Annotated in this window: 22 protein-coding genes; 13 read left to right on the top strand and 9 right to left on the bottom strand. The window is 75.1% G+C overall.

The window, feature by feature from the left end; all coding sequences use genetic code 11:
• Nucleotides 1-76 precede the first annotated feature (76 nt).
• Together FB380_RS02580 and FB380_RS02575 are read right to left on the bottom strand one after the other, a co-directional pair.
• Entirely contained in the window at nucleotides 77-703 is a 627-nt protein-coding gene (locus FB380_RS02580) for an HD domain-containing protein (RefSeq protein WP_166753717.1), read from the bottom strand.
• A 312-nt stretch (nucleotides 704-1,015) separates the two neighbouring features.
• Nucleotides 1,016-2,437, bottom strand: a complete 1,422-nt coding sequence (locus FB380_RS02575) for a glucose-6-phosphate dehydrogenase (RefSeq protein WP_166753716.1) — start codon at nucleotides 2,435-2,437, stop codon at nucleotides 1,016-1,018.
• A gap of 337 nt (nucleotides 2,438-2,774) precedes the next feature.
• Here FB380_RS02575 and FB380_RS02570 point away from each other — a divergent pair, with 337 nt between their 5' ends.
• The 3 genes from FB380_RS02570 to FB380_RS25225 all read left to right on the top strand — a co-directional run bounded on the left by FB380_RS02570 (nucleotide 2,775) and on the right by FB380_RS25225 (nucleotide 6,578).
• Nucleotides 2,775-3,281 carry a DUF7282 domain-containing protein gene (locus FB380_RS02570; protein WP_166753715.1) on the top strand — a complete coding sequence of 169 codons (507 nt, stop codon included), beginning with the start codon at nucleotides 2,775-2,777 and terminating at the stop codon, nucleotides 3,279-3,281.
• A 157-nt stretch (nucleotides 3,282-3,438) separates the two neighbouring features.
• A complete protein-coding gene (locus FB380_RS25230; protein WP_268237786.1) occupies nucleotides 3,439-3,570 on the top strand; it encodes a hypothetical protein in 132 nt (43 codons plus the stop codon).
• A 20-nt stretch (nucleotides 3,571-3,590) separates the two neighbouring features.
• Nucleotides 3,591-6,578: a helix-turn-helix transcriptional regulator gene (locus FB380_RS25225; RefSeq protein ID WP_308423058.1), complete on the top strand. Its 2,988-nt coding sequence runs from the start codon at nucleotides 3,591-3,593 to the stop codon at nucleotides 6,576-6,578.
• A 98-nt stretch (nucleotides 6,579-6,676) separates the two neighbouring features.
• Here FB380_RS25225 and FB380_RS02560 read toward each other — a convergent pair whose 3' ends face one another.
• Together FB380_RS02560 and FB380_RS02555 are read right to left on the bottom strand one after the other, a co-directional pair.
• The gene (locus tag FB380_RS02560; RefSeq protein ID WP_166753713.1) at nucleotides 6,677-7,129 is read right to left on the bottom strand and encodes a PspC domain-containing protein; all 453 of its coding nucleotides are present in this window, start codon (nucleotides 7,127-7,129) and stop codon (nucleotides 6,677-6,679) included.
• A gap of 512 nt (nucleotides 7,130-7,641) precedes the next feature.
• Nucleotides 7,642-9,417 (bottom strand): DEAD/DEAH box helicase, encoded by a 1,776-nt coding sequence (locus FB380_RS02555; RefSeq protein WP_166753712.1) that lies wholly within the window; start codon nucleotides 9,415-9,417, stop codon nucleotides 7,642-7,644.
• 228 nt (nucleotides 9,418-9,645) lie between these two features.
• Here FB380_RS02555 and FB380_RS02550 point away from each other — a divergent pair, with 228 nt between their 5' ends.
• Nucleotides 9,646-10,212 carry a GNAT family N-acetyltransferase gene (locus FB380_RS02550; protein WP_166753711.1) on the top strand — a complete coding sequence of 189 codons (567 nt, stop codon included), beginning with the start codon at nucleotides 9,646-9,648 and terminating at the stop codon, nucleotides 10,210-10,212.
• Nucleotides 10,213-10,334: 122 nt separating this feature from the next.
• A complete protein-coding gene (locus FB380_RS02545) occupies nucleotides 10,335-11,540 on the top strand; it encodes an aminotransferase-like domain-containing protein (protein WP_208382734.1) in 1,206 nt (401 codons plus the stop codon).
• A gap of 85 nt (nucleotides 11,541-11,625) precedes the next feature.
• Here FB380_RS02545 and FB380_RS02540 read toward each other — a convergent pair whose 3' ends face one another.
• Nucleotides 11,626-13,311: a DNA repair helicase XPB gene (locus FB380_RS02540; RefSeq protein ID WP_166753709.1), complete on the bottom strand. Its 1,686-nt coding sequence runs from the start codon at nucleotides 13,309-13,311 to the stop codon at nucleotides 11,626-11,628.
• 149 nt (nucleotides 13,312-13,460) lie between these two features.
• Between FB380_RS02540 and FB380_RS02535 the strand changes: the two genes are divergently transcribed.
• Nucleotides 13,461-13,976, top strand: a complete 516-nt coding sequence (locus FB380_RS02535; RefSeq protein ID WP_166753708.1) for a putative immunity protein — start codon at nucleotides 13,461-13,463, stop codon at nucleotides 13,974-13,976.
• 107 nt (nucleotides 13,977-14,083) lie between these two features.
• Nucleotides 14,084-14,464 carry a VOC family protein gene (locus FB380_RS02530; protein WP_166753707.1) on the top strand — a complete coding sequence of 127 codons (381 nt, stop codon included), beginning with the start codon at nucleotides 14,084-14,086 and terminating at the stop codon, nucleotides 14,462-14,464.
• Nucleotides 14,465-14,484: 20 nt separating this feature from the next.
• Here the strand turns inward: FB380_RS02530 and FB380_RS02525 are convergent, their stop codons facing one another.
• Both FB380_RS02525 and FB380_RS02520 read right to left on the bottom strand, forming a co-directional pair.
• Nucleotides 14,485-15,768, bottom strand: coding sequence for an SAM-dependent methyltransferase (locus FB380_RS02525; RefSeq protein ID WP_166753706.1), 1,284 nt, complete (start codon nucleotides 15,766-15,768; stop codon nucleotides 14,485-14,487).
• A 141-nt stretch (nucleotides 15,769-15,909) separates the two neighbouring features.
• On the bottom strand, nucleotides 15,910-18,168 hold the full coding sequence (locus FB380_RS02520; RefSeq protein WP_166753705.1) for a helicase C-terminal domain-containing protein: 2,259 nt from the start codon (nucleotides 18,166-18,168) through the stop codon (nucleotides 15,910-15,912).
• Nucleotides 18,169-18,234: 66 nt separating this feature from the next.
• On the opposite strand from FB380_RS02520, the gene FB380_RS02515 reads away from it, so the two are divergent.
• The 4 genes from FB380_RS02515 (at nucleotide 18,235) to FB380_RS26305 (ending at nucleotide 21,266) form a co-directional block, all read left to right on the top strand.
• On the top strand, nucleotides 18,235-18,753 hold the full coding sequence (locus FB380_RS02515; RefSeq protein ID WP_166753704.1) for a hypothetical protein: 519 nt from the start codon (nucleotides 18,235-18,237) through the stop codon (nucleotides 18,751-18,753).
• Between the two features lie 115 nt (nucleotides 18,754-18,868).
• Nucleotides 18,869-19,090, top strand: coding sequence for a hypothetical protein (locus FB380_RS02510; RefSeq protein WP_166753703.1), 222 nt, complete (start codon nucleotides 18,869-18,871; stop codon nucleotides 19,088-19,090).
• Nucleotides 19,087-20,742, top strand: a complete 1,656-nt coding sequence (locus tag FB380_RS02505; protein WP_166753702.1) for an AMP-binding protein — start codon at nucleotides 19,087-19,089, stop codon at nucleotides 20,740-20,742. The genes FB380_RS02510 and FB380_RS02505 overlap by 4 nt, the downstream gene beginning before the upstream one ends.
• Nucleotides 20,743-20,882: 140 nt before the next feature.
• The gene (locus FB380_RS26305) at nucleotides 20,883-21,266 is read left to right on the top strand and encodes a cold-shock protein (protein ID WP_166753701.1); all 384 of its coding nucleotides are present in this window, start codon (nucleotides 20,883-20,885) and stop codon (nucleotides 21,264-21,266) included.
• Nucleotides 21,267-21,298: 32 nt separating this feature from the next.
• On the opposite strand, the gene FB380_RS02495 is transcribed toward FB380_RS26305, so the two are convergent.
• A complete protein-coding gene (locus tag FB380_RS02495; RefSeq protein WP_229682339.1) occupies nucleotides 21,299-21,808 on the bottom strand; it encodes a DUF2771 family protein in 510 nt (169 codons plus the stop codon).
• Between the two features lie 137 nt (nucleotides 21,809-21,945).
• Here FB380_RS02495 and FB380_RS02490 point away from each other — a divergent pair, with 137 nt between their 5' ends.
• Entirely contained in the window at nucleotides 21,946-22,767 is an 822-nt protein-coding gene (locus tag FB380_RS02490; RefSeq protein ID WP_208382733.1) for a DUF3027 domain-containing protein, read from the top strand.
• A 27-nt stretch (nucleotides 22,768-22,794) separates the two neighbouring features.
• On the opposite strand, the gene FB380_RS02485 is transcribed toward FB380_RS02490, so the two are convergent.
• Nucleotides 22,795-23,004, bottom strand: a complete 210-nt coding sequence (locus tag FB380_RS02485) for a DUF2530 domain-containing protein (protein ID WP_166753698.1) — start codon at nucleotides 23,002-23,004, stop codon at nucleotides 22,795-22,797.
• 167 nt (nucleotides 23,005-23,171) lie between these two features.
• On the opposite strand from FB380_RS02485, the gene FB380_RS02480 reads away from it, so the two are divergent.
• Complete coding sequence (locus tag FB380_RS02480) at nucleotides 23,172-24,731, top strand: NCS2 family permease (protein ID WP_166753697.1); 1,560 nt, start codon at nucleotides 23,172-23,174, stop codon at nucleotides 24,729-24,731.
• The last annotated feature ends 51 nt before the right edge of the window (nucleotides 24,732-24,782 follow it).

Raw genomic sequence — 24,782 nt, 5'->3', positions numbered from 1 at the left:
TCGGGACGATGGCGGGTCGCCGGACGACTCTGCGTCACCGGACGGGTACGCGCGACTCCCTCGTCACCCGATGGGGTCAGGCCGAACGCGCGCGCAGCAGGGTGAGCTCGGCGGTCAGGTTGGCCCGGGCCGGCTCGGTCCACCGCTGCGCCGCCACCGGCACCCGGTACAGCGCCGGCAGGGCCAGCAGCTGCTCCAGCACGGCGATCCGCCCGGCGGTGAAGTCGGCGTCGGACAGGTGGCCGTACTCGGCGCGCACCGCGGAGGCGTAGCCGGCGTACGCGGCCGGGGGGCTGGCCAGCACCGCGAGGTCGGCGTCGCACAGCACCGCACCATCGGCGTCGTCCGGCTCCGGGTCGTGCCCGGCGGTCAGCAGCACCAGCCGCTCGACCTCGGCGACCGTGGCGTCGTCCACCAGGCCGAGCAGGCCGATCCGCGCCCGGGCGGCGCTGACCTCCTCGTTGTCGCTGCGCTGCGGGTCGTAGGCGACGTCGTGGTACCAGGCGGCCAGCCGGACGGCGACCGGGTCGGCGGCGTGCCCGGCCAGCTCCTCGACGATGCCCAGCACCGCCGCCAGGTGGGCGAGGTCGTGGTAGCTGCGGTGCGGCTCGGACCAGGCGCCGACGACCGCGGCCCACTCGGTGCGCGAGGTGGGGGAGTCACCGGCCAGCGCCGCCCACGCGTCGAAGTCCACCCCGCTCATGCGCGGGAGTCTGGCACGCCGCCGGGGCGCCCTGGCCGGTCGCTCGGACTGAGGTCCTCGCCACGTGTGTCGGACCGGGGGGCGCGGGTACGGTGGACGACGTCCGGGCCGGGCGACCTGTGTCCCCGGGCTCCACTAGATAACTGCCGCCGTGGAACACCGCCCCGACTCCGGTCGGGGGCTGGAGCCGCGGATGTGCAAACCGCCGCGAGGCGACCAGCGTCCGGTCCGGACCCACCACGCAGAACGGCCCCTCTCCGCTCAGGAGAGGGGCCGTTCTGCGTTCCGTGCCGGGTGGCGGCACGGGTCCGGCTACTCGGTCTGGCCCAGCAGCCAGCCGTGCTCGCCGGTCAGCCGGTTGGCCTCCACCGGGCCCCACGAACCGGGCGCGTAGCGGTGCACCTCGGGCCGGGCGTCGAGCACCGGCTGCAGCGCCCGCCAGGTCTGGGCCAGCCCCTCGCTGGTGGTGAACAACGAGCGGTCGCCCACCAGCACGTCGTGGATCAGCGAGACGTAGGGCGGCAGCGGCTTGCCACCGGGGATCTTCGACAGGTCCAGCGAGACCCGCGCCGGGGCCATGTCCAGGTCCGGCCCGGGCTTCTTGGCCATCACGTCGATGTCCACCGAGCCGGCGCCGGCCAGCGACAGGGAGACGACGTTGCCGTTGGCCGGGACGTCGTCCACCGGGCCCTTGGGGCGGTGCAGGATCAGGCTGACCCGCTGCTGCTTGGCGGCCAGCCGCTTGCCGGTGCGGAGCAGGAACGGCACGCCGCGCCAGCGACCGGAGTCGATGCACAGCCGGGCGGCGACGAACGTGTCGGTGTCGCTGTCGTCGGGGACGCCGTCCAGGTCCCGGTAGCCGTCGAACTGCCCGAGGACGACGTCCTCGGGGGCCAGCGGCCGGAACTTCGACAGCACAGACTCGCGGGCGGACAGGATGTCGTTGGCCGAGAAGCTGACCGGCGGCTCCATCGCGACCTCGGCGGCGACCTGGAACAGGTGGGTCACCAGCATGTCCAGCGTCGCGCCGGTGGCGTCGTAGAAGTCGGCGCGGTCGGCGACGTCCAGGTCCTCGGGGACGTCGATCTGCACCTGGGCGACGTGCTCGCGGCTCCAGACGTGCTCGAACAGGCCGTTGGCGAACCGCAGGGCGTGCAGGTCCTGGGTGCCCTCCTTGCCCAGGAAGTGGTCGATCCGGAAGACCTGCTCCTCGTCGAACACCGAGTGCACGACGCCGTCCAGCTCGCGGAACCCCTCGGGGGAGTCGCCGAAGGGCTTCTCGTAGACGACCCGCGACCCCTCGGCCAGCCCGTGCGCGCCGAGGGCGTGGGTGTAGTCGGTGAAGGCCTTGGGCGGCAGGGAGAGGTAGTGCACCAGCTGGGCGTCCTCGCCGAGCTCCTTGCGGGCGGCGTCCACGGCGTCGACCAGCTGACCCGGGTCGTCGGCGGTGAAGCCGCCACCGGCGAACCGCAGCCGGCTGCAGAACTCCTCCCACGGGCCCTGGTCCGGGTCCGGCCCGAACTCCTCGAGGGCGCCGCGCACGTGCTCGACGAACTCCTCGTCGGAGCGCTCGCCGCGGCCGCTGCCGATGAGCCGCCAGTCCTCGGGCAGCAGCTCGTGCTGGGCGAGCTCGAAGAAGGCCGGCAGCACCATCCGGCGGGCCAGGTCGCCGGTCGCGCCGTACAACACGAAGACGGTCGGGTTCAGGTCGTTCGTCGTCCCGGTGTCAGGCACGGGGGATCCTCTCGGGCACTGGCCGAGCTCCGCGGGGCGGTCTGCTCGGTCCTCGTCGGCCCGTGCGCCGGTGCACGGTGTCCTGTCTCGTGTACCCACGGCGCGTGCACGCGCACCCGTGCCGTGGGCATCTTCTCTGCATCAGACCACGCGCGCCGCTGCTTTGTTCCGCGAGCGCCCACCTGCTGAGCGCCCGTGGCCAGGCGCCCGCCCTGAGGTGCGGCATCCCGTCCACCCGGCCTGCCGCTGATCCAGGACGCCGAGGACGAGGTGACTCCGGGCAGCGAGCCGGTGCACAGGCGGTGTGGTGCCGCGCCGTCCGGGGCACGACCCCGGCATGACCTCCCGTCGGGCCCCGTGGGCCGTCTCCGCTGCCGTCCTCGTCCTGTCCGCCTGCGGGGGCGGCGAGGGCGCGCCGGCCGGCGACGCACCGGCGTCGTCGCCGGCCACCGCCGGGGAGACGACGATCGCCCCGGGCGGGGAGTCCGGCAGCGGCACCATGGCCGACCTGGAGTTCGAGGACCAGACCGGCGCCGGTGACCGCGTGGTCGTGGCGACGGTCAACGCACCCGGCGGCGGGTTCGTCGTCGTCAGCGCCGACGGCGAGGTGCTCGGCGCCACGTCGGTGCAGGTCGGCACCACCCCGGACGTCGAGGTCGAGCTGGACCCGGCGCTGACCGCGGACACCGACCTGACCGTCATCCTCTACGCGGACACCGACGCCGACGGGGAGTTCGACCCCGAGGTCGACGAGCCGGTGCCCGCCCCGGTGGACGCCACCGACGACGAGGCGGTGGACGCCTCCGAGCCCCTCCAGGAGGACGCCGCGTACACGGTGGGCTGAGCCTCTCCCTGGGCACGGCCGGGCCGCGCCGGCTGAGGCCCCTCAGACGCCGGCCGGTCCCGCACCGGCGCACGACTGCGTGGTCGCCCGATGTGCCGGGCACCCCCTCAGGACGACCGTCCTCCTCGTTCGACTGCGACGACACGAGGAGACGGTCATGGCGATGCACTACCCGAACCCGGCCCTGGAAGCAGAGCTCGCCTACCGGCAGGAGCTGGTCCGGGCGGCGTCCCGGCGCGACGGGAGCCGCCGCGGCTCCTGGTTCGGCACCCGGCGGCGGCCGCACTGAACGGCCCGGCGGCGCTGTCGGTGGTCTCTGCCACCATCGGCGCCGTGCCGCGCTGGGAGAGCCCTCCGCTCATCGGCCGGGCCGCGGAACTGGCCCGGCTGATGGCGCACGTCGACCAGGCGGTCGAGGGGCGCCCGTCCGCCGTCCTGGTCGCCGGTGACGCCGGGGTCGGCAAGACCCGGCTGCTCGACGAGCTGAGCCGCCGGGCCACCGCGCGCGGGGTGCGGGTGCTCACCGGGCACTGCGTCGACCTTGGCGACGTCGGGCTGCCGTACCTGCCCTTCGTCGACCTGCTGCGGCCGGTGGTCGCCGACCCGGAGCTGACGCCGGTGCTGGCCCGCCACCCCGTGCTGGTCGGCCCGCTCACCGGTCGGCCCGGCGCCGCGGTGCCCGACAGCGCGGCCGCCGACCTGGGGCGGTCGCTGCCCGGGTCGGCCCTGCGCCCACCGGACGACGACGGGCGCCTCCAGCTGTTCGAGTCGGTCGCCGCCCTGCTCGGCGACCTGGCTGCCGGCCAGCCGCTGCTCGTCGTGCTCGAGGACCTGCACTGGGCCGACCGCTCCAGCCGGGACCTGCTGCGCTATCTGCTCGCCCGGCTGGTCGACCGGCAGGTCGACGAACCGGTCACGGTCGTCGCCACCTACCGCGCCGACGACCTGCACCGTCGCCACCCGCTGCGTCCGCTGCTGGCCGAGCTGGTCCGGCTGCCCGGTGTCGAGCGGCTGCAGCTGGACCCGTTGCCCGACGCGGAGGTGGCGGAGCTGGTCCGCCGGCTGGACGCCGACGCCGGTGGGGCGTCCGTCGAGGACGTCGTCGCCCGGGCCGAGGGCAACGCCTTCTACGCCGAGGAGCTGGTCGCCGCCGGGCGGGCGGGTGAGGTGCTCCCCGGTGGGCTGTCCGACGTCCTGCTGGCCCGGGTCGAGCAGGTGGGGCTGGCCGCTCAGCAGGTGCTGCGGGTGGCCGCCGTCGCCGGTCGCCAGGTGCGGCACGAGCTGGTGGCCGCCGTCTCCTCGAAGAGCCCGGAGGAGACGGAGCAGGCGCTGGCCGAGGCCGTGCACCACCACCTGCTGGTGGTCTCCGACGACGGCCGCTACCGGTTCCGGCACGCGCTGCTGCGGGAGGCGGTGCTGGCCGACCTGCTGCCCGGGGAGCGGGTGCGGCTGCACGCCGCCGTCGCCGCGCACCTGGCCGCCTGGCCGGAGGCGGGCACGGCCGCCGAACGGGCCCACCACCTGCGCGAGAGCAACGACCTGCCGGGTGCGCTGAGCGCGTCGCTGGAGGCCGCGGACGCCGCCCGCCGGGTGGGCGCACCGGCCGAGCAGCTGCAGCACCTGGAGGCGGTGCTCGCGCTGTGGGCGGCGGTGCCCGACGCGGCCGATCGCGCCGGCCGGCCCTCGTGGGCGGTGCTGCTGGACACCGCTGCGGCCGCCCGGGCGGTCGGCGACCTGCACCGGGCCGTGGCCCTGCTCCGCTCGGCCCAGGAGCTGCTGGGCGCCGACGGCGATCCCCAGGCGCGGGCGCGGGTGCACTACACGGCGGCGCAGGTGCTGGGCCGGATCGAGGAGGCGGCCGAGGCCCACCGGGAGAGCAGCGCCGCGATGCGGCTGGTCCCGGCCCAGCCGCCCTCGGTGGTGCGCACCTGGGCCGCGGCGACCCACGCCCGCACCAGCTACAGCCTGGGGCTGGTCGCCGAGGCGGACGCAGCGGCCGAGGAGGCGCTGGCCGCGGCCGACGCCCTGGGGCTGGACAGTGCGTGGGCCGACACCGCCGTCTCGCTGGCCCGCGGGTCGGGCACCGGCGACCGGGCCGCGGTCCGGGTGCGCTTCGCGGAGGCCCGGGCGCGGGCGCAGCGGTCCGGCGACGCCGACGTCGAGATGCGGGTGTGGTTCAGCCAGGCGGTCACCGCGCACGACGCCGGCGAGGTGGCCGAGGCACTGGAACTCGCCACGGCCGGGCTCGCCCGGGCCCGGGCGCTGGGCGTCGAGTGGTCGTTCTACGGCGCCGAGCTGCGGCACCTGGAGGTGCTGTGCCGGTACGTCCTCGGCGACTGGGACGGCAGCCTGGCCGCCGCCGACGCGCTGGCCCGGGTGCCCGACATGGCCGCGCACGTGCGCGCCGACGGCCTGCTGGTGCTCGTCGGGCGGGGTGACCCGCGTGCCGGGGAGGTGCTCGACTGGGCGCGGGGGCCGGCCGCTCGCTGGGACAACCACGTGCTGCTGATGCTGGCCACGGTCGCGGCGGAGATCGAGCTGGCCGGCCAGGCCGGGGACGCCGCGACGGCGGGGGAGCGGGCCCGCTGGGCCGACGGCCGGCTGCGGGAGCTGTGGGGAGACGAGCGGCTGGCCTCGGTGCGGCTGGTGGCCACCGCGCTGGGGGCGTACGCCGACGCCGCCACCACCGCCCGCCGCGCCGGGGACGGCGAGGCGGAGGCCCGCTGGGTGGCGGAGGCCGCGGAGCTGGCCGAGATCGGCCGGTCGGCGGCCGAGGTCCAGTACCCGACCGGCATCGAGGCGCGCGCCTGGGAGACCCGGCTGTCGGCCGAGCTGGCCCGGGTGCGCGGTGAGGCTGCGGTCGAGCTCTGGCGCCAGGCGGTCGAGGAGTTCGGCTACGGGCACGTGTACGAGGAGGCCCGCTCCCGGTTCCGGCTGGCCGAGGCGATGCTGGCCGTCGACGACCGCCCTGGCGCGGCCGCCGAGTCGGCAGCCGCGCACGACGTGGCCGGCCAGCTCGGGGCGGTGCCGTTGCGGACCGCGATCGAGGCGCTGGCCCGCCGGGGACGGCTGGAGCTCCCCGGCGTGCGGACCGTGGCGACCACCGTCTTCACCCCGCGCGAGACGGAGGTGCTATCGCTGGTCGCGCAGGGCCGCACCAACCGGCAGATCGGCGCCGAGCTGTTCATCAGCGAGAAGACCGCCAGCGTGCACGTCAGCAACATCCTGGCCAAGCTCGGTGCCTCCGGTCGCACGGAGGCGGTCGCCCTCGCCGCCGCCCGCGGCCTGCTCGGCTGACACGAGCGCTCCTCAGCGACGTCCTCGCCGAGCTGGGCCACCGGCTGCGCGGAGGCGGTCGCCCCCTCCGCGGCGCGTTCAGCTGGTCCGAGCGCCCCTCAGCGGGGGACGGCCGCCGAGGACGTCGGACGGCGGGTGAAGCGGGCGCGGAGCCGCTCGACCCACTCGTCGAGCACGTTCGTGCGATCGGTGGGGCCGGCGGGCGCGGCCGGCACGAGCAGCCAGAGCACCAGGTAGAGCGCCACCCCCGAGCCGCCGGCCAGCACGAGCGCGGCGAACCCGACCCGCCACAGCAGCGCGTCGATCCCGGTGTGCCGCGCCAGCCCCGCGCAGACGCCACCGAGGTACAGGTCGGTGCGGCTGCGCTGCAACGGCGGCCGGACGGCCTCTGTGTACGTGGTCTCACTGCGCGGGGTGTCGGTCTGCCCGGCCCCGGTCTGCCCGGCCCCGGTCTGCCCGGCCCCGGTCTCGGTGTACGGGGTCTCGCTGCGTGGGATCTCGGTGCGTGGAGTCTCGCTCTGGACGCTGTGGTTCGGGGCTGTCTCGGTCATGACACGAGCGTGCGCCCGGCGGCCTCCCAGCGGCATCGGGGAACCCCCGGATCCGCCCCTGGTCCTCCCACTCAGGGTCCGGGGGCGCTGCCCGACCCGCCCGCGAAGGCGCCCGTGCCCGCGCGCGTGCCCACGCCGCCGCCCACCTCCGCCGATCCGCGTCGAGTGGCAGCGGAACGGGCTCTCCGGCCCTCGGTGGCCCCGCTCAGCTGTCACTCGATGAGAGCAGGCGGTGCGGCCAGGCGCCGCTCCTGCGGAGGAGCGCCCGCAGAGCGGGAGGCGCCCGCGACGGCGCCCGCACCTCCACCGATCTCCGTCGAGTGTCAGCGGAACGGGCTCACCTGCTCCCGGGATCCCCGCTCAGCTGTCACTCGATGAGCGCAGGCAGTGCGGTCGGACGCCGCTCCTGCGGAGGAGCGCCCGCAGAGCGGGGAGGCGTCCGCGGAGCGCGAGGTGCCCGCGGGGCGGGGCGGTGCGCTCAGCGCAGTGGGCCGCTCAGGGGAGTCGGCGGCTCAGAGCATGGTGCGGAGGCGCTCGCGGCGGGCGCGGAGCACGTCGACCGACGCCGACGCCGACGGCGGCCCGGGCACCGACTGGCGCAGCTGGGTGTGCACCACGGCCTGCGGCTGCGACGTCTTCGCCGCGATCCGGTTGACCAGCCGGTTGATCTCTCGGCGCAGCTCGGCCGCGTCCCGCCAGGAGCGGCCGACCTCGTCCTCCTCGGGGTGGTCCTCGACGACCATGAAGTCGTCGTCCCCCCGGGCGTGCGAGGCGGCGATCCGGAGCCGCAGCTCGTCGTCCCGCTTGGCCAGCAGCTCGGCGGTCTGCGCCGGGGTGAGCAGCCCGGGGATGCCCAGGAAGTCCTCCGCGTCGGCCTCCAGCGGCACGACGGCGGGGGAACCCTCGCCGGTGTGCGCCGTCCCGCTGTGCAGCACGTGGGCGAACCGGGCGTCGGCCTCCAACGCCTCCCACTTCTGCATCTCACCCTCGCGCGGCTCCCGCGGCGGCAGGTCGAGCGCCTCCAGCTCCTCGTCGGGCTGGGTCTTCGGCGGCGGCATGACGTGGTTGCGCTGTTCCTCCATGGAGGCGGCCAGCGAGAGCAGCGGGCGCACGGCGGGGAGGAAGACCGTCGCCGACTCGTGCGGCGTCCGGGCGCGGACGACGCGGCCGACGGCCTGGGCGAAGAACAGCGGGGTCCGGTAGGAGGTCATCCAGGCCAGGACGGCGGCGCGCGGGACGTCGACGCCCTCGGAGACCATCCGGACGCAGACCGCGATCCGGGCGCCGCCCTTGTTGAACTTCTCGATCTTCTTCGACGCCTTGGGGTCGTCGGAGAGGATCAGCTCCGGGGCCTTGCCGGTCACCCGGCGCACGATCTTGGCGTACTCGCGGGCGTCGTCCTGGTCGCTGGCCAGCACCAGCCCGGCGGCGTCGGGCATGCCGCCCTCCTCCCGGAGGTGGGTGATCCGGTCGTCCATCGCGGCGATGACGTGCGGCACCCACTGGCCCTTGGGGTCCAGCGCGGTGCGCCAGGCCTGCATCTCCACCGACCGGGTGCCGGCCTCAGACAGTGACGCGGCGACCACCTCGCCGGCGGAGTTCCGCCAGCGGGACGTGCCGGTGTAGGCGGCGAACACCACGGGCCGGACGACGCTGTCGGCCAGCGCCTCCTTGTAGCCGTAGGTGAAGTCGGCGGTCGACATCAGGCCGCCCTGGCCCTCGAAGCCGTCCTCTACGTACTTCACGAACGGGATGCGCTCGTCGGCCTTGGTGCGGAACGGCGTCCCGGTCAGGCACAGCCGGCGGGCGGCGCGGCCGTAGGCCTCCTCGACCGCCTCGCCCCAGGAGAGGCCGTCGCCGGCGTGGTGCACCTCGTCCAGGATCACCAGCGTCTTGACCGTGGTCGCCCGGGCGGCGTGCAGCATCGGCTTGCCGGCCACCTGGGCGTAGGTGGTCACGTAGCCCTGCGTGCCGGCGCGCACCGGGCCGACGGCGTTGGTCAGGTTCGGGTCGAGCGCGATGCCCATCGCGTCGGCGGCGTCGGCCCACTGCATGCGCAGGTGGTCGGTCGGGCAGACCACGATGACCCGCGCGACCTCGCGCTTGGCGAGCAGCCGGGCGGCGAGGGTGAGGGCGAAGGTGGTCTTCCCGGCGCCCGGGGTCGCGGTGACCAGGAAGTCCTTGGGGGACTCCTCCTCGTACTTGCCGAGGGCCGCCTGCTGCCAGGCCCGGAGCGGTCGGCTGTTCGTCTGCGGGGCCCGGGCCGCCGCCTGTGTCGCAGTCGCCATGTCGGGGCCCATTCTGGTCGGCGGGGGAGCAACACGCCCAACCGGGGGCCTGCGGCGCGCCCCGGCCCGCAGCGCGTATGGGGACCGTTCATCGGGCCGCTGAGCTGCGCGTTCACCGTCCGGCCGGGCTGACTGTGGCGCTCGTCATGCTCGGGTCGGACCGGCTCGTCACGCCCCGCCGGCCCCGCCGTCCCCAGGGGTCCCCGAGGCCGCTGGGAGACTCCGCCGGTGACCGACCGGACCGACCTGTCCCTGTCCTGGCTGACCTGCCCGCAGGCGGTGTCGGAGGAGCTGCGGGCCGAGCTGACGACGTGCTGGCGGGACGTCGCCAACGCCGGGGGAGCGGTCGGGTTCGCGCAGCAGCTGCCGGTCACCGACGACGTCGTCCGCCCGGCCGTGGAGGACACGGTCGCGACCCTGGGCACCGGGCTGGGCCGGCTGCTGGTCGTCCGGCAGGACGGCCGGCTGGCCGGGTGGCTGCTGCTGACCAGCAACGCCGGCCCGGTGCTCGGGCACTGGGGGCGGGTGACCCGGGTGATGACGGCGCTGTCCGCGCGGGGCAGCGGCGCCGGCCGGGTGCTGATGACCGAGGTGGCCCGCGCCGCCCGGGAGGACCTCGGCCTGGACCGGCTGCGGCTGGAGGTGCGGGGCGGCACCGGCTACGACGCGTTCTACGCCCGGTTCGGCTGGAAGGTGGTCGGCCGCTGGCCCGGCGCCCTGCAGGTCACGCCCGAGGACCGGCGTGACGAGCTGCTCATGTCCCTGACGCTGACGGAGGTGCCCGCCGCGTCGTAAGGTGGGGGTGGCCCCTTGACCAGGAGGCCCTCCGGCGCGGACCCGGGCGGGACACCCCCCGCCCCCCAGCGCCGCCTTACCCCCGCTGCGCCCTGCCCGGCGCCATGCCTCCTGGAGCCCTCGTGCCTGCTGCCGTCCTCGCCCCGCCCGTCCCTGCGCTCGCCCAGCGGCTGACCGGGGTCGCCAGTTCCCCGGTCCGCGAGCTGCTGGCCCTGCTCGACCGCCCGCAGGTCATCTCCTTCGCCGGCGGGCTGCCCGCCCCCGAGCTGTTCGACCTGGACGGCGTCCGCGCCGCCTACGACACCGTCCTGTGGAGCCCGCACGCCCGCCGGGCCCTGCAGTACGCCCCGACCGAGGGCGACCGCGACCTGCGGGCCCGGGTCGCCGGCCGGCTCACCGCCCGCGGCATGTTCAGCTCCGTCGACGACCTGCTGGTCACCTCGGGCTCGCAGCAGGCGCTCACCCTGCTGGCGACCGCGCTGGTCGACCCGGGCGCGGTCGTGCTGGTCGAGGACCCGACGTACCTGGCCGCGCTGCAGTGCTTCCAGCTGGCCGGCGCCCGGGTCGTCCCGGTGGCCACCGACGGGGACGGCATGGACCCCGACGCGTTGGAGGAGGCGATCCGGCGGGAGCGGCCGGCGCTGGTCTACCTGGTCCCGACGTTCGCCAACCCGACCGGCCGGACCATGCCCGCCGAGCGTCGCGCCGAGGTCGTCGCGCTCACCGAGCGGCACGGGGTCTGGCTGGTGGAGGACGACCCCTACGCGGAGCTGCGCTACCGGGGTGAGGACGTCGCGCCGCTCGCCGCCCAGCCGGGGGCCGACGGCCACGTCGTCCACGTGGGCAGCTTCTCCAAGATCGCCGCTCCCGGGCTGCGGCTGGGCTGGCTGCGGGCGCCGTCCCGGCTGCTGGCGGCGCTGACCGTGGCCAAGCAGGCGGCCGACCTGCACACCTCGACGATCGACCAGGCGGCCGCGGCCGCGTGGTTCGCCGCGGCCGACGTCGAGACCCACCTGGCGCAGCTGCGGGGTGCCTACCGGCGGCGCCGGGACGCGATGGTCGACGCACTGCCGGACGCCCTGCCGGCCGGCAGCACCTGGACCGAGCCCGACGGCGGGATGTTCGTCTGGGTCCGGCTGCCCCACGGCCTGGACACCGCCGAGCTGCTGCCGCGGGCGCTCGCCGCCGACGTCGCCTTCGTGCCGGGCGCCGCCTTCTACGCCGGCACCCCCGACCGGGCCACGCTCCGGCTGTCGTTCACCACGCACCGGCCCGAGCGGATCGCCGAGGGCATGGCCCGGCTGGGCGGCGTCCTGCGCGGCTGCTGACGGCCCCGCTCCGAACCAGGGGTGGGACGAGGAACGCCCCGTTGCCGAGTTCCAGCAACGGGGCGTTCCTCGATGTGGCCGGTCGTCAGTCGGCGGGCTCGTCGACCCAGTCGGGGCCGTTGACCTCGCCGGGGCCGGCCAGGTCGGCGGCGTCCACGATCGTGTACGCGTAGCCCTGCTCGGCGAGGAAGCGCTGCCGGTGGGCGGCGTACTCGCTGTCCAGGGTGTCGCGGCTGACCACGGTGTAGAAGTGCGCCTGGCGGCCGTCGGCCTTGGGGCGCAGCACCCGGCCGAGCCGCTGGGCCTCCTCCTGCCGGGAGCCGAACGTGCCCGACACCTGCACCGCGACGGCGGCCTCGGGCAGGTCGATGGAGAAGTTGGCGACCTTGGAGACGACGAGGGTCTTGATCTCGCCGGTGCGGAAGGCCTGGAACAGCCGCTCCCGCTCCTTGTTGGTCGTCGACCCCTGGATGACCGGGGCGTCGAGGGCGGCACCGAGCTCGTCGAGCTGGTCGAGGTAGGCCCCGATGACCAGCTTCTGCTCCTCGGGGTGCCGCTCCAGCACCCGGCGGATCACCGGCAGCTTCGACTGGGCGGTCGCCGCGATCCGGTAGCGCTCCTCGGGCTCGGCGACGGCGTAGGTCATCCGCTCCTCGTCGTCCAGGCTGACCCGGACCTCGACGCACTCGGCCGGCGCGATGTGCCCCTGCGCCTCGATGTCCCGCCAGGGAGCGTCGTAGCGCTTGGGCCCGATGAGGGAGAAGACGTCGTCCTCGCGCCCGTCCTCGCGCACCAGCGTCGCGGTCAGCCCGAGCCGGCGGCGGGACTGGAGGTCGGCGGTGAGCCGGAAGATCGGCGCCGGGAGCAGGTGCACCTCGTCGTAGACGATCAGGCCCCAGTCCTGGGCGTCGAAGAGGTCCAGGTGCCGGTACTCGCCCTTCCGGCGGGTGGTGATCACCTGGTAGGTGGCGATGGTGACCGGCCGGATCTCCTTGCGCTCGCCGGAGTACTCGCCGATCTCCTCCTCGGTCAGCGTGGTGCGGGCGATGAGCTCGCGCTTCCACTGCCGCCCGGAGACGGTGTTGGTGACCAGGATCAGCGTGGTCGCCTTGGCCTCGGCCATCGCCGCGGCACCGACCAGCGTCTTCCCGGCGCCACACGGCAGGACGACGACGCCGGAGCCGCCGGCCCAGAAGCCGTCGACGGCCTGCTGCTGGTAGTCGCGCAGGTGCCAGTCGGCCTGGTCGAGGGCGATCGGGTGGGCCTGCCCGTCGACGTAGCCGGCGAGGTCCTCGGCCGGCCAGCCGATCTTCAGCAGCGCCTGCTTGAGCCGGCCGCGCTCGGAGGGGTGGACGACGACCGAGTCGGCGTCGATCCGGGCGCCCAGCATCGGCGCCACCCGCTTGCTGCGGACGACCTCCTCCAGCACCGCCTTGTCGGTGCTGGTCAGGGTCAGCCCGTGCACCGGGTTGTTGGCCAGGGTGAGCCGGCCGTAGCGGTCCATCGTGTCGGCGATGTCGACCAGCAGGGCGTGCGGCACGGGGTAGCGGGAGTAGCGGACCAGGGCGTCGACGACCTGCTCGGCGTCGTGGCCGGCGGCGCGGGCGTTCCACAGGGCCAGCGGGGTGACCCGGTAGGTGTGCACGTGCTCGGGGGAGCGCTCCAGCTCGGCGAACGGGGCGATCGCCGCCCGGCACTCCTTGGACGACGGGTGGTCGACCTCGAGCAGCAGCGTCTTGTCGGACTGGACGATCAGGGGGCCGTCGCTCACGCGGGCACGCCTCCGGTGCTGGGAGATGAGGGGGGCGCGCAGACTGCCGCACGCCGGACTGTCCACGGTAACGCCGGACGGCGGCCGGTACTTCCGCCCCGAGCCCGGTCTCCCGGACGGGGTGGTGCTCCGTGCGGCAGGCTCGTCCCATGATCCTCCCGACGGTCCGCGATCCCCGGTTCGTGACGATCCGTCGTGGGGGAACGCTCACCGACTCGGACCACCACCTCCTCGCACTGTGGGCGGCGGCCTGCGCCGAGCACGTGCTGGGCCTGTTCGAGGCGGTCCGCCCGCAGGACCCGCGACCACGGGACGCGATCGGGGCCGCCCGCGCTTGGGTCCGCGGCGAGCTGCCGATGATGCAGGCCCGTGCGGCGGGCGGGCACGCCATGGGAGCGGCGCGGGAGCTGCGTGGAGCAGCACGGCACGCCGCCTACGCGGCGGGCCAGGCCGGTGCCGTCGCGCACGTCGCGGCACACGAGCTCGGTGCAGCCGCCTACGCGATCAAGGCAGCCCGTGCCGCGGCACCGGACGGCATGACCGATGCCGCAGGGCGGTCGGAGTGCCAGTGGCAGCGCGACCAGCTGCCCGAGCCGATCCGCGCGCTCGTCCTCGACGACCAGCGGCTGCGGAACGACATCTGCTGGTCGGTCTTCGACTGCTGAGCCGCGGCAGGACGCTGCTCCCTGGCGCCGTGGCAGTTCCGTCGGACCCACCCAGCGCCGAGCGCCGGGAGCCCCCGCCCGCGGTGCCGGGCCGCTACCGTCCCGGCATGCTCGACCACCTCGGGGTCCAGGTCGCCGACGTCGAGGCGTCCCTGGCCTTCTACCTGCGGACGTTCGCGCCGATCGGCATGCGGGAGGTCGTCCGCTTCCCGGTGGGGGACTCCTCCGTCGTCGGCCTCAGCGGTCCGGACGGCGTGCCGGACTTCTGGCTCAGCCCGGCCGCCGGGGCGGGGGAGACCCGGGAGCTGCACGTCGGCTTCCAGGCCCCCGACCGGGCCGCCGTCGACGCGGTGCACGACGCCGCCCGGGCCGCCGGTACGGAGGTGCTCCACCCGCCCCGGGAGTGGCCGGAGTACCACCCGGGCTACTACGCCGTCTTCCTCCGCGACCCCGACGGGCACAACGTGGAGGCCGTCCACCACGGCTGAGCCGGGGACAGCAGGGGCCGTCAGGTCCAGGCGGTCCGGCGGAGCGGGGGCTGCTCCCCGCCGGTCTTCTGCAGCAGCACCTGGTTGACGCCCATGTCACCGCCTTCGAAGGCGAGCGCGCAGGCGGCCATGTACAGCCGCCAGACCCGCGCCCGGCCCTCGCTGGAGGCGGCGACGGCGGCGGACCAGTTCTGCTCCAGCAACTGCACCCAGGCCCGCAGGGTGAGCGCGTAGTGCTGGCGCAGCGCCTCGACGTCCAGCACCTCGAGGTCGGCCGACTCCAGCAGGCCGACCGTCTCGCCCAGCCCCAGCAGTTCGCCGTCTGGGAAGACGTAGCGGGAGATGAAGGTGTCCGGGTCGGGGGTGGTCGTGCCGGCGTTCCAGTTGATCGCGTGGTTGAGCAGCCGCCCGCCGGGGCGCAGCAGCGCGCGCAGAGCCGCGACGTACTCGGGCATCTGCCCCCGGCCCACGTGCTCGGCCATGCCGATCGAGCTGATCGCGTCGAAGGGCCCGTCGTCGACGGCGCGGTAGTCCTGCACCCGGATGTCGACCCGGTCGGTCAGGCCGGCCTCGGCGACGCGCTTGCGGGCCATCCGGGCCTGCTCCTCCGACAGCGTGATCCCCACGACGTCGGCGCCGTACCGCTGGGCGGCGTGGATGGCCATCGACCCCCAGCCGCAGCCGACGTCGAGCAGCCGCGACCCCGGCGTCAGCCCGAGCTTGCGGCAGACCAGGTCGAGCTTGGCCTCCTGGGCGGCGTCCAGCCCGGTCTCCGGGGTCTCCCAGACGGCGCAGGAGTAGACCATCGAGGGGCCGAGGACGAGGGCGTAGAAGTCGTTGCCGACGTCGTAGTGGTGCGAGATCGCCGCCGCGTCACGGGAGCGCGAGTGTCGCCGCCCGGCCCGGCCGAGGTCGACCTCCTCGGCCGGCGGCGCCGGCTCCGGGCCGATCGCCCCCAGCGCCACCGCGGTGCCGAGCAGGCCGAGCCGCTCGCGCCAGGTGGGCGGGGCCATCGGGCCGGTCTCGCCGAGCCTGCCCGCCGACCGCAGCGCCGCGAAGGTGGCGAACACGTCGCCCTCGATGTCGATGTCCCCGGCGACGTAGGCCCGGGCCAGGCCGAGCTGTCCGGGCGACCAGACCAGCCGGCGCAGTGCCCGCCGGGAGCGGATCGCGAGCACCGGTGCGCCGGGGGGCCCGGCCAGGGAGCCGTCCCAGCCGCGCAGCCGCACGGGTGGCTCCGTCGTCCCCAGCACCGCACCCAGTGCCGCCGCCAGCCGATCGGCGACCGTTCGCTGCCTCGTCATCTCCACGCTCCTCACCCGCGGCGGCAACCAGCGCATGTCCGGGACCTGCTGCCCGACAGCTGGTTGCACATACCAACTGATCCGCGCAACGCCGGGCGGGTGGTTGATCATCCCGGACTCACCCGATCAAGGGAACAGAGTTCAGGACGACGCGGCAGCGTCCTCGGCGTCGACCAGCGCGACCGAGGTGATCCGGTGGACGGCGAAGGTGCGGCTCTCCCCGCGCCCCTCGTCGAACCCCTGCAGGAAGCCGCCGCTCAGCGACACCGGCTGGACGACCCGCTGGCTGCCGCTGCCCTGCGCGTCGACGTAGCCCAGCCAGACGGCCAGCCCCTCGCGCACGGCCCGGCTCAGCAGCTCCAGCGTGCTCGCGGTGGTCACCCCGGGCACCTGGCGCACCGGCTCGGTGCGCCGGGCCGCGAGGGCGGCGTCCCCGGCCCGGACCTCGCGCACCGTCGCGGCGACGTCGTCGGGCGCGAGCGGGCGCGGGCCCACGGCGGCCACCGCACCGGGACGGCGACCGGCCGCCCGCGGTGGCGCCTTCGGCCGGGTCAGCACGGCACCGCCGGAGGACTCGCCGGCCGGCGCGTACCCGGCGGCGCGCAGCACGGTGAGCACCTCGTCGGCGCCCAGTCCGCTGACCAGCACACCCGGGGCCAGCCGGCGCAGCTCTGCGCCGGCGGTGCGCCGGTCGCTGAGCACCTGGGAGACCAGGCCGTGGTCGTCGGAGCGGACGTAGCACTCGATCGCGCCCACCCGCAGCCGCCCGTGCTGGCGGGCCACGTCGTCGATCAGGAACTCCAGCGCCTGCGGCACCGGCGTGCGGGAGGCCCGGGTGAAGAAGTCGTGGAGCTCGTTGGCCGACCAGCCGGAGTCCAGCGCCCGCCGGATGCTGCCGTCGGAGACCCGGTACACCGTGGCCCCGCCGGAGGACTCGACGTCGGCGACGACCGCGAGGGTGGCGGCCAGGTCGGCCACCAGCGGCCCGGGGGCGATCAGCGACAGGTCGGGCTGGGCGAGGACGTGGTCGACCGGGGCCGGCAGCAGCCCGCGCATCGCGTCCGCGGCCTCGTCCTCCCCGCCGGTGAGCAGCCCGCGGCCGCCGCTGCTCAGCACGCCGCCGACCACCACGCCCAGGCGCTCGGCCTCGGCGAGAAGGTCGGGCACCGGGGCCAGCCGGTCGGCCCGCCGCGGGGTGCGCCAGCGCAGCAGCGCCACCAGCTCCGGCGCGGTCAGGCCCTGGCCGGGCGGGAACTCGGCCAGCACGCCCAGCGCCGAGCGCCGCAGCGTGGGCGCGGTCTGCCGGACGACGTCGGGGGAGAGCACGTTGACCGCCTTGCCGGCCACGTCGCGCTGTCCCACCAGGGAGATCAGCCGCACGCTGGTCAGCCAGCCGGCGGCCAGCAGCGCCCACCGGTCGGCGAGGTCCTGCTCGCGCCAGGCGTCGTAGCCGCGGGTGGGCAGCCACTCGTCGCGCTGCGCGCCGCCGACGTCCAGCAGGCCCGCGGCGTGCGCGACCTCGACCAGGAAGGCGAGGTCGGTCTCGGCGATGCGCAGCTCCTTGGCCAGCCGCTTCTGGTCCCGGACGCCCAGCCCGCCGCTGCGCAGCAGACCGGCCGGTTCCTCCTCCAGCGCGGTGAGCACGTCGTTCACCCGGCTGAGCACCTCGAGCGCAGCGCCGGCGGCCTGGCGGTCGACGACGGCCGGGTCGCGCTCGCTGACCTCCGGCTCCGGCCGCAGCCTCGGCGGGCCGAGCGGGCGGTCGCCGCGCAGCGCCTGGCCGATCTCGCGGGGCAGCTCGACGTTGACCGCGTCGATCCGGGCCAGCAGCCCGGCCTGCAGCAACCGGCGGGCCGGGCTCAGCGCGCCGTCGGTGCTGTCGGGGAGGTGGCCGACCGGGCGGTCGCCGGCCAGCCGCTCGAGCACCGTGCGTTCGTCGGCGGCGAGGTCGGCGAGCGTGCCGGGCAGGTCGCGGGGGAGGGGCACCCGCAGGTCGGTGGCCCGGCGGCCGAGCCCGGCGGGGTAGCGGACCGCCCGGCGCACCGGCTCGGGGGCGTGCAGGTCGGCGTCACCCCACAGCAGCGCCCGGCCGGTCAGCGTCTCGACGGCGGCGTCGACCACCTCGGCCGGGACGTCGGGCAGCAGCGCGGGCAGCTCCGTGCGGGCGACGCCGTCGGTGGGGGAGAGCAGCACCGCGTCGAGCACCTGCAGCGTCGCGGCGTCCAGCTCGTCCAGCGCGCGGTCGACCGAGACGGGCACCGCGAGCCGGGTCGCCAGCCCCACCACGTCGGAGGGGGCCGGGCGCGCGACGTCGGGCCGGGCGACCAGGAGGGCGCCCAGCTGCTCGTCGGTGCGGGTGCGCAGCCAGGCGGCGAGCGTGGCGGGCTGGTCCGGAGACATCCGGTCCACGCTACGTCGCGCCCCGGCGTGCCCGCTCGGGCGGCCGGGCTCTGTCACCATCCCGGGGTGCCCGCGCTCGACGACCCGCAGACCCGCACCGACCTGGCCGCGCTCCGGGCGGGGGCGCTGCGCTGGCTGGCCGGTGGCGTGGTCGCCGTCCTCCTGGGCTGGTTGCTGGGCGCCGCCGTCGTCCGGATCACCGCCGACGGCGGGGCGCGGCCGCCGTTCGCCGGGTCGATGGTCGTGCTGCTCGTCGTCGGCGGGGTCGTCGTGGCCGTCATCGGGCTGGGCGCCTGGCTGCGCGCCCGCCGCTGGACCGCCGCCCTGGCCCGCGAGTCGTGGCAGCACGGGCGGCTGCGGATCGCCGGCCCGGCGCTGCTGCAGGTCGAGCCGGCCGGCTACGACGAGCTCACCGACGAGCCGTTGCGGCTGCAACTGGTGTCCACGGCGGTCTGGCGCACCCGCGCCGTGCAGCGGCTGGACGGCGCCGAGGTGCGCTACGCCGAGGTCTCCCCGCGGGAGTGGCTGCTGACCGCCGACGGGGCCGGCACGGTCTACGGCGCCCGGCGGGCCGCCCGGCGGTGACCCCTCCCAGCGACACGGCCACCCGCGGCGTGCGCGAGCGGGGGGCGACGCGGGAAGATGGCAGGTGAGGCACCCGGGGCGCACTCCCGGGCCTGGCACAGCAACTGGAGGCGGCATGTCCAAGCGCAAGGCGAAGCACGCTCACCTGGTCGAGCCGACCTGGGGGCAGTCGACCGGTGACGGCCCGCCGGTGACCGAGCTGGTCAGCGAGATGGCCGGTGGCCTCTCCCCGTTCGGTGAGGACCACGCCTTCCCGCTCCCGCCGGAGCGGCTGCGCTACGCCCACCCGGTGGACAAGCCGAACCGGGCCGGTCTGATGGCGGGCGAGGGACGGTGACCGCGCCCGCGCTGCCGTCCTACAGCAGCGGCACCTCCACGGTGCCCCTGCTGGGCGACACGATCGGGGACGACCTCGATCGGACGGCAGCGCGGGTGGGCGACCACGAGGCGCTCGTCGAGTGCGCCACCGGTCGCCGCTGGACCTACCCGGAGCTGGTCGCCGAGGTCGACGCCTGCGCGCTCGGCCTCGACGCCCTCGGCGTGGCCAAGGGCGACCGGGTGGGCATCTGGGCGCCGAACTGCGCCGAGTGGGTCTTCGTGCAGTACGGGACGGCGAAGCTCGGCGCCGTCCTGGTGAACATCAACCCCGCCTACCGCACCCACGAGCTCTCCTACGTGCTGCGCCAGGCGGGCATCTCGGTGCTGGTGGCCGCACCGGAGTTCAAGGGCAGCGACTACCGCGCGATGGTCGACGAGGTGCGCGCGGACTGTCCCGCGCTGCGGGACGTCGTCTTCCTCGGCGACCAGGAGTGGACGCAGCTGCTGGACACCGGCCGGGCCGCCGACCGCGCGCGGCTGGCCGAGCGGGCGGCGCAGCTCTCACCCGACGACCCGATCAACATCCAGTACACGTCGGGGACGACGGGCTTCCCGAAGGGCGCCACGCTCACCCACCACAACCTGCTCAACAACGGGTTCTTCGTGGGCGAGGGCTGCGGCTACACCGAGGCCGACCGGGTCTGCATCCCCGTGCCCTACTACCACTGCTTCGGCATGGGCATGGGCAACCTGGGCTGCACCTCGCACGGCGCGACGATGGTGATCCCGGCGCCCGGCTTCGACCCGGCGGCGACGCTGCGGGCGGTGCAGGAGGAGCGGTGCACCTCCCTCTACGGCGTCCCGACGATGTTCATCGCCGAGCTGGCGCTGCCGGACTTCGCCTCCTACGACCTCTCCAGCCTGCGGACCGGGATCATGGCCGGCTCACCCTGCCCGGTCGAGGTGATGAAGCGGGTGGTCGACGAGATGGGGATGGCCGAGGTGACCATCTGCTACGGCATGACCGAGACCTCGCCGGTGTCCACCCAGACCGGCGCCGACGACGACCTGGAGCGGCGGACGTCGACCGTCGGGCGGGTGCACCCGCACCTGGAGGTCAAGGTGGTCGACCCGCGGACCGGGCTGACCGTCCCGCGCGGGCAGACCGGTGAGTTCTGCACGCGCGGCTACTCGGTGATGCTCGGTTACTGGGACGAGCCGGAGAAGACCGCCGAGGTGCTCGACGCCGCCCGCTGGATGCACACCGGCGACCTGGCCGTGATGGACGACGCCGGCTATCTGAACATCGTCGGGCGGATCAAGGACATGGTCATCCGCGGCGGGGAGAACGTGTACCCGCGGGAGATCGAGGAGTTCCTCTTCACCCACCCCGACGTCGTCGAGGCCCAGGTGATCGGCGTCCCCGACGCGCGTCTCGGTGAGGAGCTGATGGCCTGGGTGCGGCTGCGCGACGGCGCGGAGGAGCTCACGGCGGAGCGGCTGCGGGCCTTCTGTGCCGGCAAGCTGGCCCACTACAAGGTGCCGCGGTACGTGAAGGTCGTCGACGCCTTCCCGATGACGGTCACCGGCAAGGTGCGCAAGGTCGAGATGCGCGAGGTGTCGATCGAGGAGCTGGGCCTGCAGGCGGCGGCCGCCTCCCGCTTCGCCTGAGGCGGCTCTCCGCGCGCCGGAAAACGGGTGGCTGCGCGGTCTGTGTCGGTGACTAACCTGGTGGACCGAGCAGCCGTCACCGGCTGCCGACGCCACCGGCCGCGACGGCCGGGAACCGGACGAGTGACTGAGGGATCGACGTGCCCAGCGGCAAGGTGAAGTGGTTCAACGCGGAGAAGGGCTTCGGCTTCCTCGCGCACGAGGGCGGCCCGGACGTGTTCGTGCACAAGGACGCGCTGCCCGCCGGCACCACCGAGCTCAAGCCCGGCCAGCGCGTGGAGTTCGGCATCGTCCAGGGGCGCCGCGGTGACCAGGCGCTGCAGGTCCAGGTGCTCGACCCGCTGCCGTCCGCGGTCGCCGGCACCCGCAAGAAGCCCGACGACCTGGTGCCGATCATCGAGGACCTGATCAAGCTGCTGGACGGCGTCTCGGAGGGCATGCGGCACGGCCGCCACCCCGACAAGCCGATGGCCCGCAAGGTGGCCGCGGTCCTGCGCGCGGTCGCCGCCGACCTCGACGCCTGACGCAGGGCCCCGCTGCCCCGGCGGTGGGGCCGTCAGCCGGTCGTCGTGGCGGCGCCGTCGGCGCGGATGAAGCCCACCGGCCAAGCACCGGAGAGGCCCTCGCAGGCGTCGGTGTCGGAGTCCTCCACGACCACCAGGTAGTAGGTCGGGGGGACGACGTCGGAGGTGTTGATCTCGTCGAACTCGGCGCTGCCCGCCGGGACGTCGATGTCGCCGATCCGCTCCTGGAGCCGCTCGTCGAACACCTGGACGCTCCAGCCGGCCTCGGCGACCACGTCGGGCACCTCCAGCAGGACCTGGGTGTCCGGCGCGACCTCGAGGTAGGTCGGATCGGTCCGGTAGCGCTGCCCCTCGCCGTCCAGGCAGTACTGGGTCGGGTCGACGGTGATCGGGTCGCCACCGGCCCGGACGGTGATCGAGGGGACGGTCCCGCCGTCGCCGTCCTCGGCGGTCCCGCCGGCGCTGTCGGCGTCGCCGCACCCGGCGAGCAGCAGCACCCCGCTCAGCAGCGCCGTCCCCGATGCACGTCCTGCGCCGTTCACGGCTTTGCCTCCCGATCGGTGGTGTGTGGGTGACCCGGTGGTGTGGTCCCGAGCCCCATGGTGCCGCAGCCACCTGTGCGCGACGCGGGTGGAAGGAGGCATCCCTGGCCGGGACGTCCTCGCCGCCATCGGGGACAATGGAGGGCGTGTCCGAATCGACTCCTGCCGCCGCGTCCCCTGGCTCCTCTCCCGACGAGGTGCTGGCCGCTGCGGTCGAGCAGGCCCGGGCTGCCGCGATCGAGGTGGCCGGTGACCCGGCGGCGGTCGGGGAGCACCTGGAGGTGACCCCGGAGGCGCTGGCGGAGCAGCCCGACCCCGCGCTCGGCGTCGTCGGCACGCACTCCTTCGCCGCCACCCTGCCCGGCTACGCCGGCTGGCACTGGGCCGTGACGCTGGCCGCGGTGCCCGGCTCGGACGAGGCCACCCTCGACGAGGTCGTGCTGCTGCCGGGTGACTCCGCGCTGCTCGCACCGGCCTGGGTGCCGTGGCACGAGCGGCTGCGCCCCGGCGACCTGTCGGTGGGCGACGTGCTGCCCTCCACCGAGGACGACGCCCGCCTGGTGCCCGCGTACCTGGCCGACGACGACTCCGCCGAGGACCCGGCCGGCCGCGTCGTCGCCGAGGAGCTGGGCATCGGCCGGGAGCGGGTGCTCTCACCCGAGGGGCGGATCGAGGCCGCGCAGCGCTGGCGGGAGGGCGACTTCGGGCCGCGCTCGTCGATGGCCCGGCACGCCCCCGGTCCCTGCGCGACCTGCGGGTTCTACCTGCCGCTGGCCGGCTCGCTGCGGCTGTCGCTCGGGGCCTGCAGCAACGCCTACGCCCCGGCCGACGGGCACGTCGTCACCGCCGACTACGGCTGCGGCGCGCACAGCCAGGCCAGCCTGGAGCGCACCGACGGCGAGCCGGCCGAGTTCACCCCCACGGCGCGCTACGACACCGCGGACTTCGACGTCATCTGACGCAGGGCCGGTCGACCGGGGCGGCGGTCAGCGCTGGCCCTGCCAGCGCATGAGCGCGAGCCCGAGGCCGGGCAGCACGACACCGGCCACGCAGGTCCACGTCCAGACCGGGTCGACCCGGTCGCCGAGGAACAGCAGCACCACCAGGGCGATCGCCCACAGCGCGGTACCCGTCAGGACCACCCGCACCGTGTCGACCTGCAGGGGTGGCGGCGAGGGCCGGGTCGGAGCGGGCACGCCCCGACCCTAGGCCGCTGGACCGCAGGTCGGAACGGTGGTCCGTCCGACGCGCCCGGGCGGTGTGGCACTCTGTCGCCGCTCGATGCCACCCGCGCCGGGCGGCCCGCCGGGGCACGTCGACCCCTGCCGGAGCCGTGCCGGTCGCCGTCCCCGGGGGTCCACCCATGCCCGACAAGTCCCGCAAGCGTGCCGCCAAGGTCCCCGGCGGCACCGGTGCGACCGCAGTCGGCGCCGCGCCCGCACCGGCCGACGCCGGCACCCCCGCCGAGGTCGTGACCGGCCCGCGCCGCAGCCCCGGGCCGCGGGTCCGCCCCAAGAACGGGCTGGACCGCTTCTTCTCGATCACCGAGCGGCGGTCCACGGTCGGCCGCGAGGTCCGCGGTGGCTTCACCACGTTCTTCGCGATGGCCTACATCGTGGTGCTGAACCCGATCATCCTGTCCGGCGCGGACGTCGCGGGGAACACCCTGCCCTTCGCCTCGGTCGCCGCCGTCACGGCGTTCGTCGCCGGCGTGCTGACCATCGCCATGGGCATCGTCGGGCGGTACCCGTTCGCGCTGGCCACCGGCCTGGGCATCAACGCGATCGTCGCCGTCTACGCGGCCACCCAGCTCACCTGGCCCGAGGTGATGGGGCTGGTCGTGCTGGAGGGCCTGCTCATCACCGTGCTGGTCCTCACCGGCTTCCGCCGGGCGGTGTTCGAGGCGATCCCGGCCCAGCTGAAGATCGCCATCGCGGTCGGCATCGGCTTCTTCCTGACCATCATCGGGCTGGCCGACGCCGGGGTCATCCGCCCCGGCTCGCCGCTGATCAGCTTCGGCGTCGGGGGTCAGCTCGCCGGGTGGCCGCTGCTCACCTTCGTCGTCGGCCTGCTGGTCACCAGCGTGCTCGTGGTCCGCAAGGTCCGGGGTGGGCTGCTGCTGGGCATCGTGGTCACGACGCTGTTCGCCATCGTGGTCGAGGCGATCGCCGGCGTCGGGCCGCGGGTGGGCCCCGACGGCAACGAGCTCAACGCCCGGGGCTGGGCGCTGCAGGTGCCCTCGTGGCCCGACGACTGGTTCGGCCTGCCCGACCTGTCGCTGATCGGCAACTTCTCGCTGTTCGGCGGCTTCGAGCGGATCGGCGTCCTGGCCGCCCTGCTCATCGTCTTCTCGATCATGATCGCGGACTTCTTCGACACCGTCGGCACCGTGACGGCGGTCGGCGCCGAGGGTGACCTGCTCGACGAGGACCGCAACCTGCCCCGCTCCCAGCCGGTCCTGCTGGTCGACTCGCTGGCCGCCGCGGCCGGTGGTGCCTCCAGCATCTCGTCGAACACCACCTACATCGAGAGCGCCGCCGGCGTCGGGGACGGCGCCCGCACCGGCCTGGCCAGCGTCGTCACCGGCGTGGTCTTCCTGGTCGCCGCCTTCTTCACCCCGCTGGTGCAGGTGGTGCCCTCGGAGGCCGCCGCACCCGTGCTGGTGATCGTGGGCGCCATGCTGATCAGCCAGATCCGCGACCTGTCCTGGGACGACATGTCCCTGGTCATCCCCGCCTTCCTGACCATCGCGCTGATGCCGTTCACGTACTCGATCACCAACGGCATCGGCGCCGGCGTGATCAGCTTCGTGCTGCTGCGGCTGGCGGTCGGCCGCCGGCGCGACGTGCACCCGCTGATGTGGGTGGTCGCCGCCGTCTTCGTCGTCTACTTCGCGCTCGAGCCGATCCAGCAGCTGCTCTGACGAAGGAGCCCCGTCCTCCCGGGACGGGGGCCGTCCCTGCCCGTCCCCGTT

Source organism: Modestobacter marinus (assembly GCF_011758655.1).
GTDB classification, from domain to species: Bacteria; Actinomycetota; Actinomycetes; order Mycobacteriales; family Geodermatophilaceae; genus Modestobacter; species Modestobacter marinus.
This window is presented reverse-complemented; position numbering and strand designations above follow the sequence as displayed.

What these genes read in the sequence shown, in the direction of transcription:
- FB380_RS02580 (WP_166753717.1), bottom strand. Translation starts at nt 703, where the DNA reads ATGAGCGGGGTGGACTTCGACGCGTGGGCGGCGCTGGCCGGTGACTCC.
- FB380_RS02570 (WP_166753715.1), top strand. Translation starts at nt 2,775, where the DNA reads ATGACCTCCCGTCGGGCCCCGTGGGCCGTCTCCGCTGCCGTCCTCGTC.
- FB380_RS25230 (WP_268237786.1), top strand. Translation starts at nt 3,439, where the DNA reads ATGGCGATGCACTACCCGAACCCGGCCCTGGAAGCAGAGCTCGCCTAC.
- FB380_RS02560 (WP_166753713.1), bottom strand. Translation starts at nt 7,129, where the DNA reads ATGACCGAGACAGCCCCGAACCACAGCGTCCAGAGCGAGACTCCACGC.
- FB380_RS02555 (WP_166753712.1), bottom strand. Translation starts at nt 9,417, where the DNA reads ATGGCGACTGCGACACAGGCGGCGGCCCGGGCCCCGCAGACGAACAGC.
- FB380_RS02535 (WP_166753708.1), top strand. Translation starts at nt 13,461, where the DNA reads ATGATCCTCCCGACGGTCCGCGATCCCCGGTTCGTGACGATCCGTCGT.
- FB380_RS02530 (WP_166753707.1), top strand. Translation starts at nt 14,084, where the DNA reads ATGCTCGACCACCTCGGGGTCCAGGTCGCCGACGTCGAGGCGTCCCTG.
- FB380_RS02525 (WP_166753706.1), bottom strand. Translation starts at nt 15,768, where the DNA reads ATGACGAGGCAGCGAACGGTCGCCGATCGGCTGGCGGCGGCACTGGGT.
- FB380_RS02520 (WP_166753705.1), bottom strand. Translation starts at nt 18,168, where the DNA reads ATGTCTCCGGACCAGCCCGCCACGCTCGCCGCCTGGCTGCGCACCCGC.
- FB380_RS02510 (WP_166753703.1), top strand. Translation starts at nt 18,869, where the DNA reads ATGTCCAAGCGCAAGGCGAAGCACGCTCACCTGGTCGAGCCGACCTGG.
- FB380_RS02490 (WP_208382733.1), top strand. Translation starts at nt 21,946, where the DNA reads ATGGAGGGCGTGTCCGAATCGACTCCTGCCGCCGCGTCCCCTGGCTCC.
- FB380_RS02480 (WP_166753697.1), top strand. Translation starts at nt 23,172, where the DNA reads ATGCCCGACAAGTCCCGCAAGCGTGCCGCCAAGGTCCCCGGCGGCACC.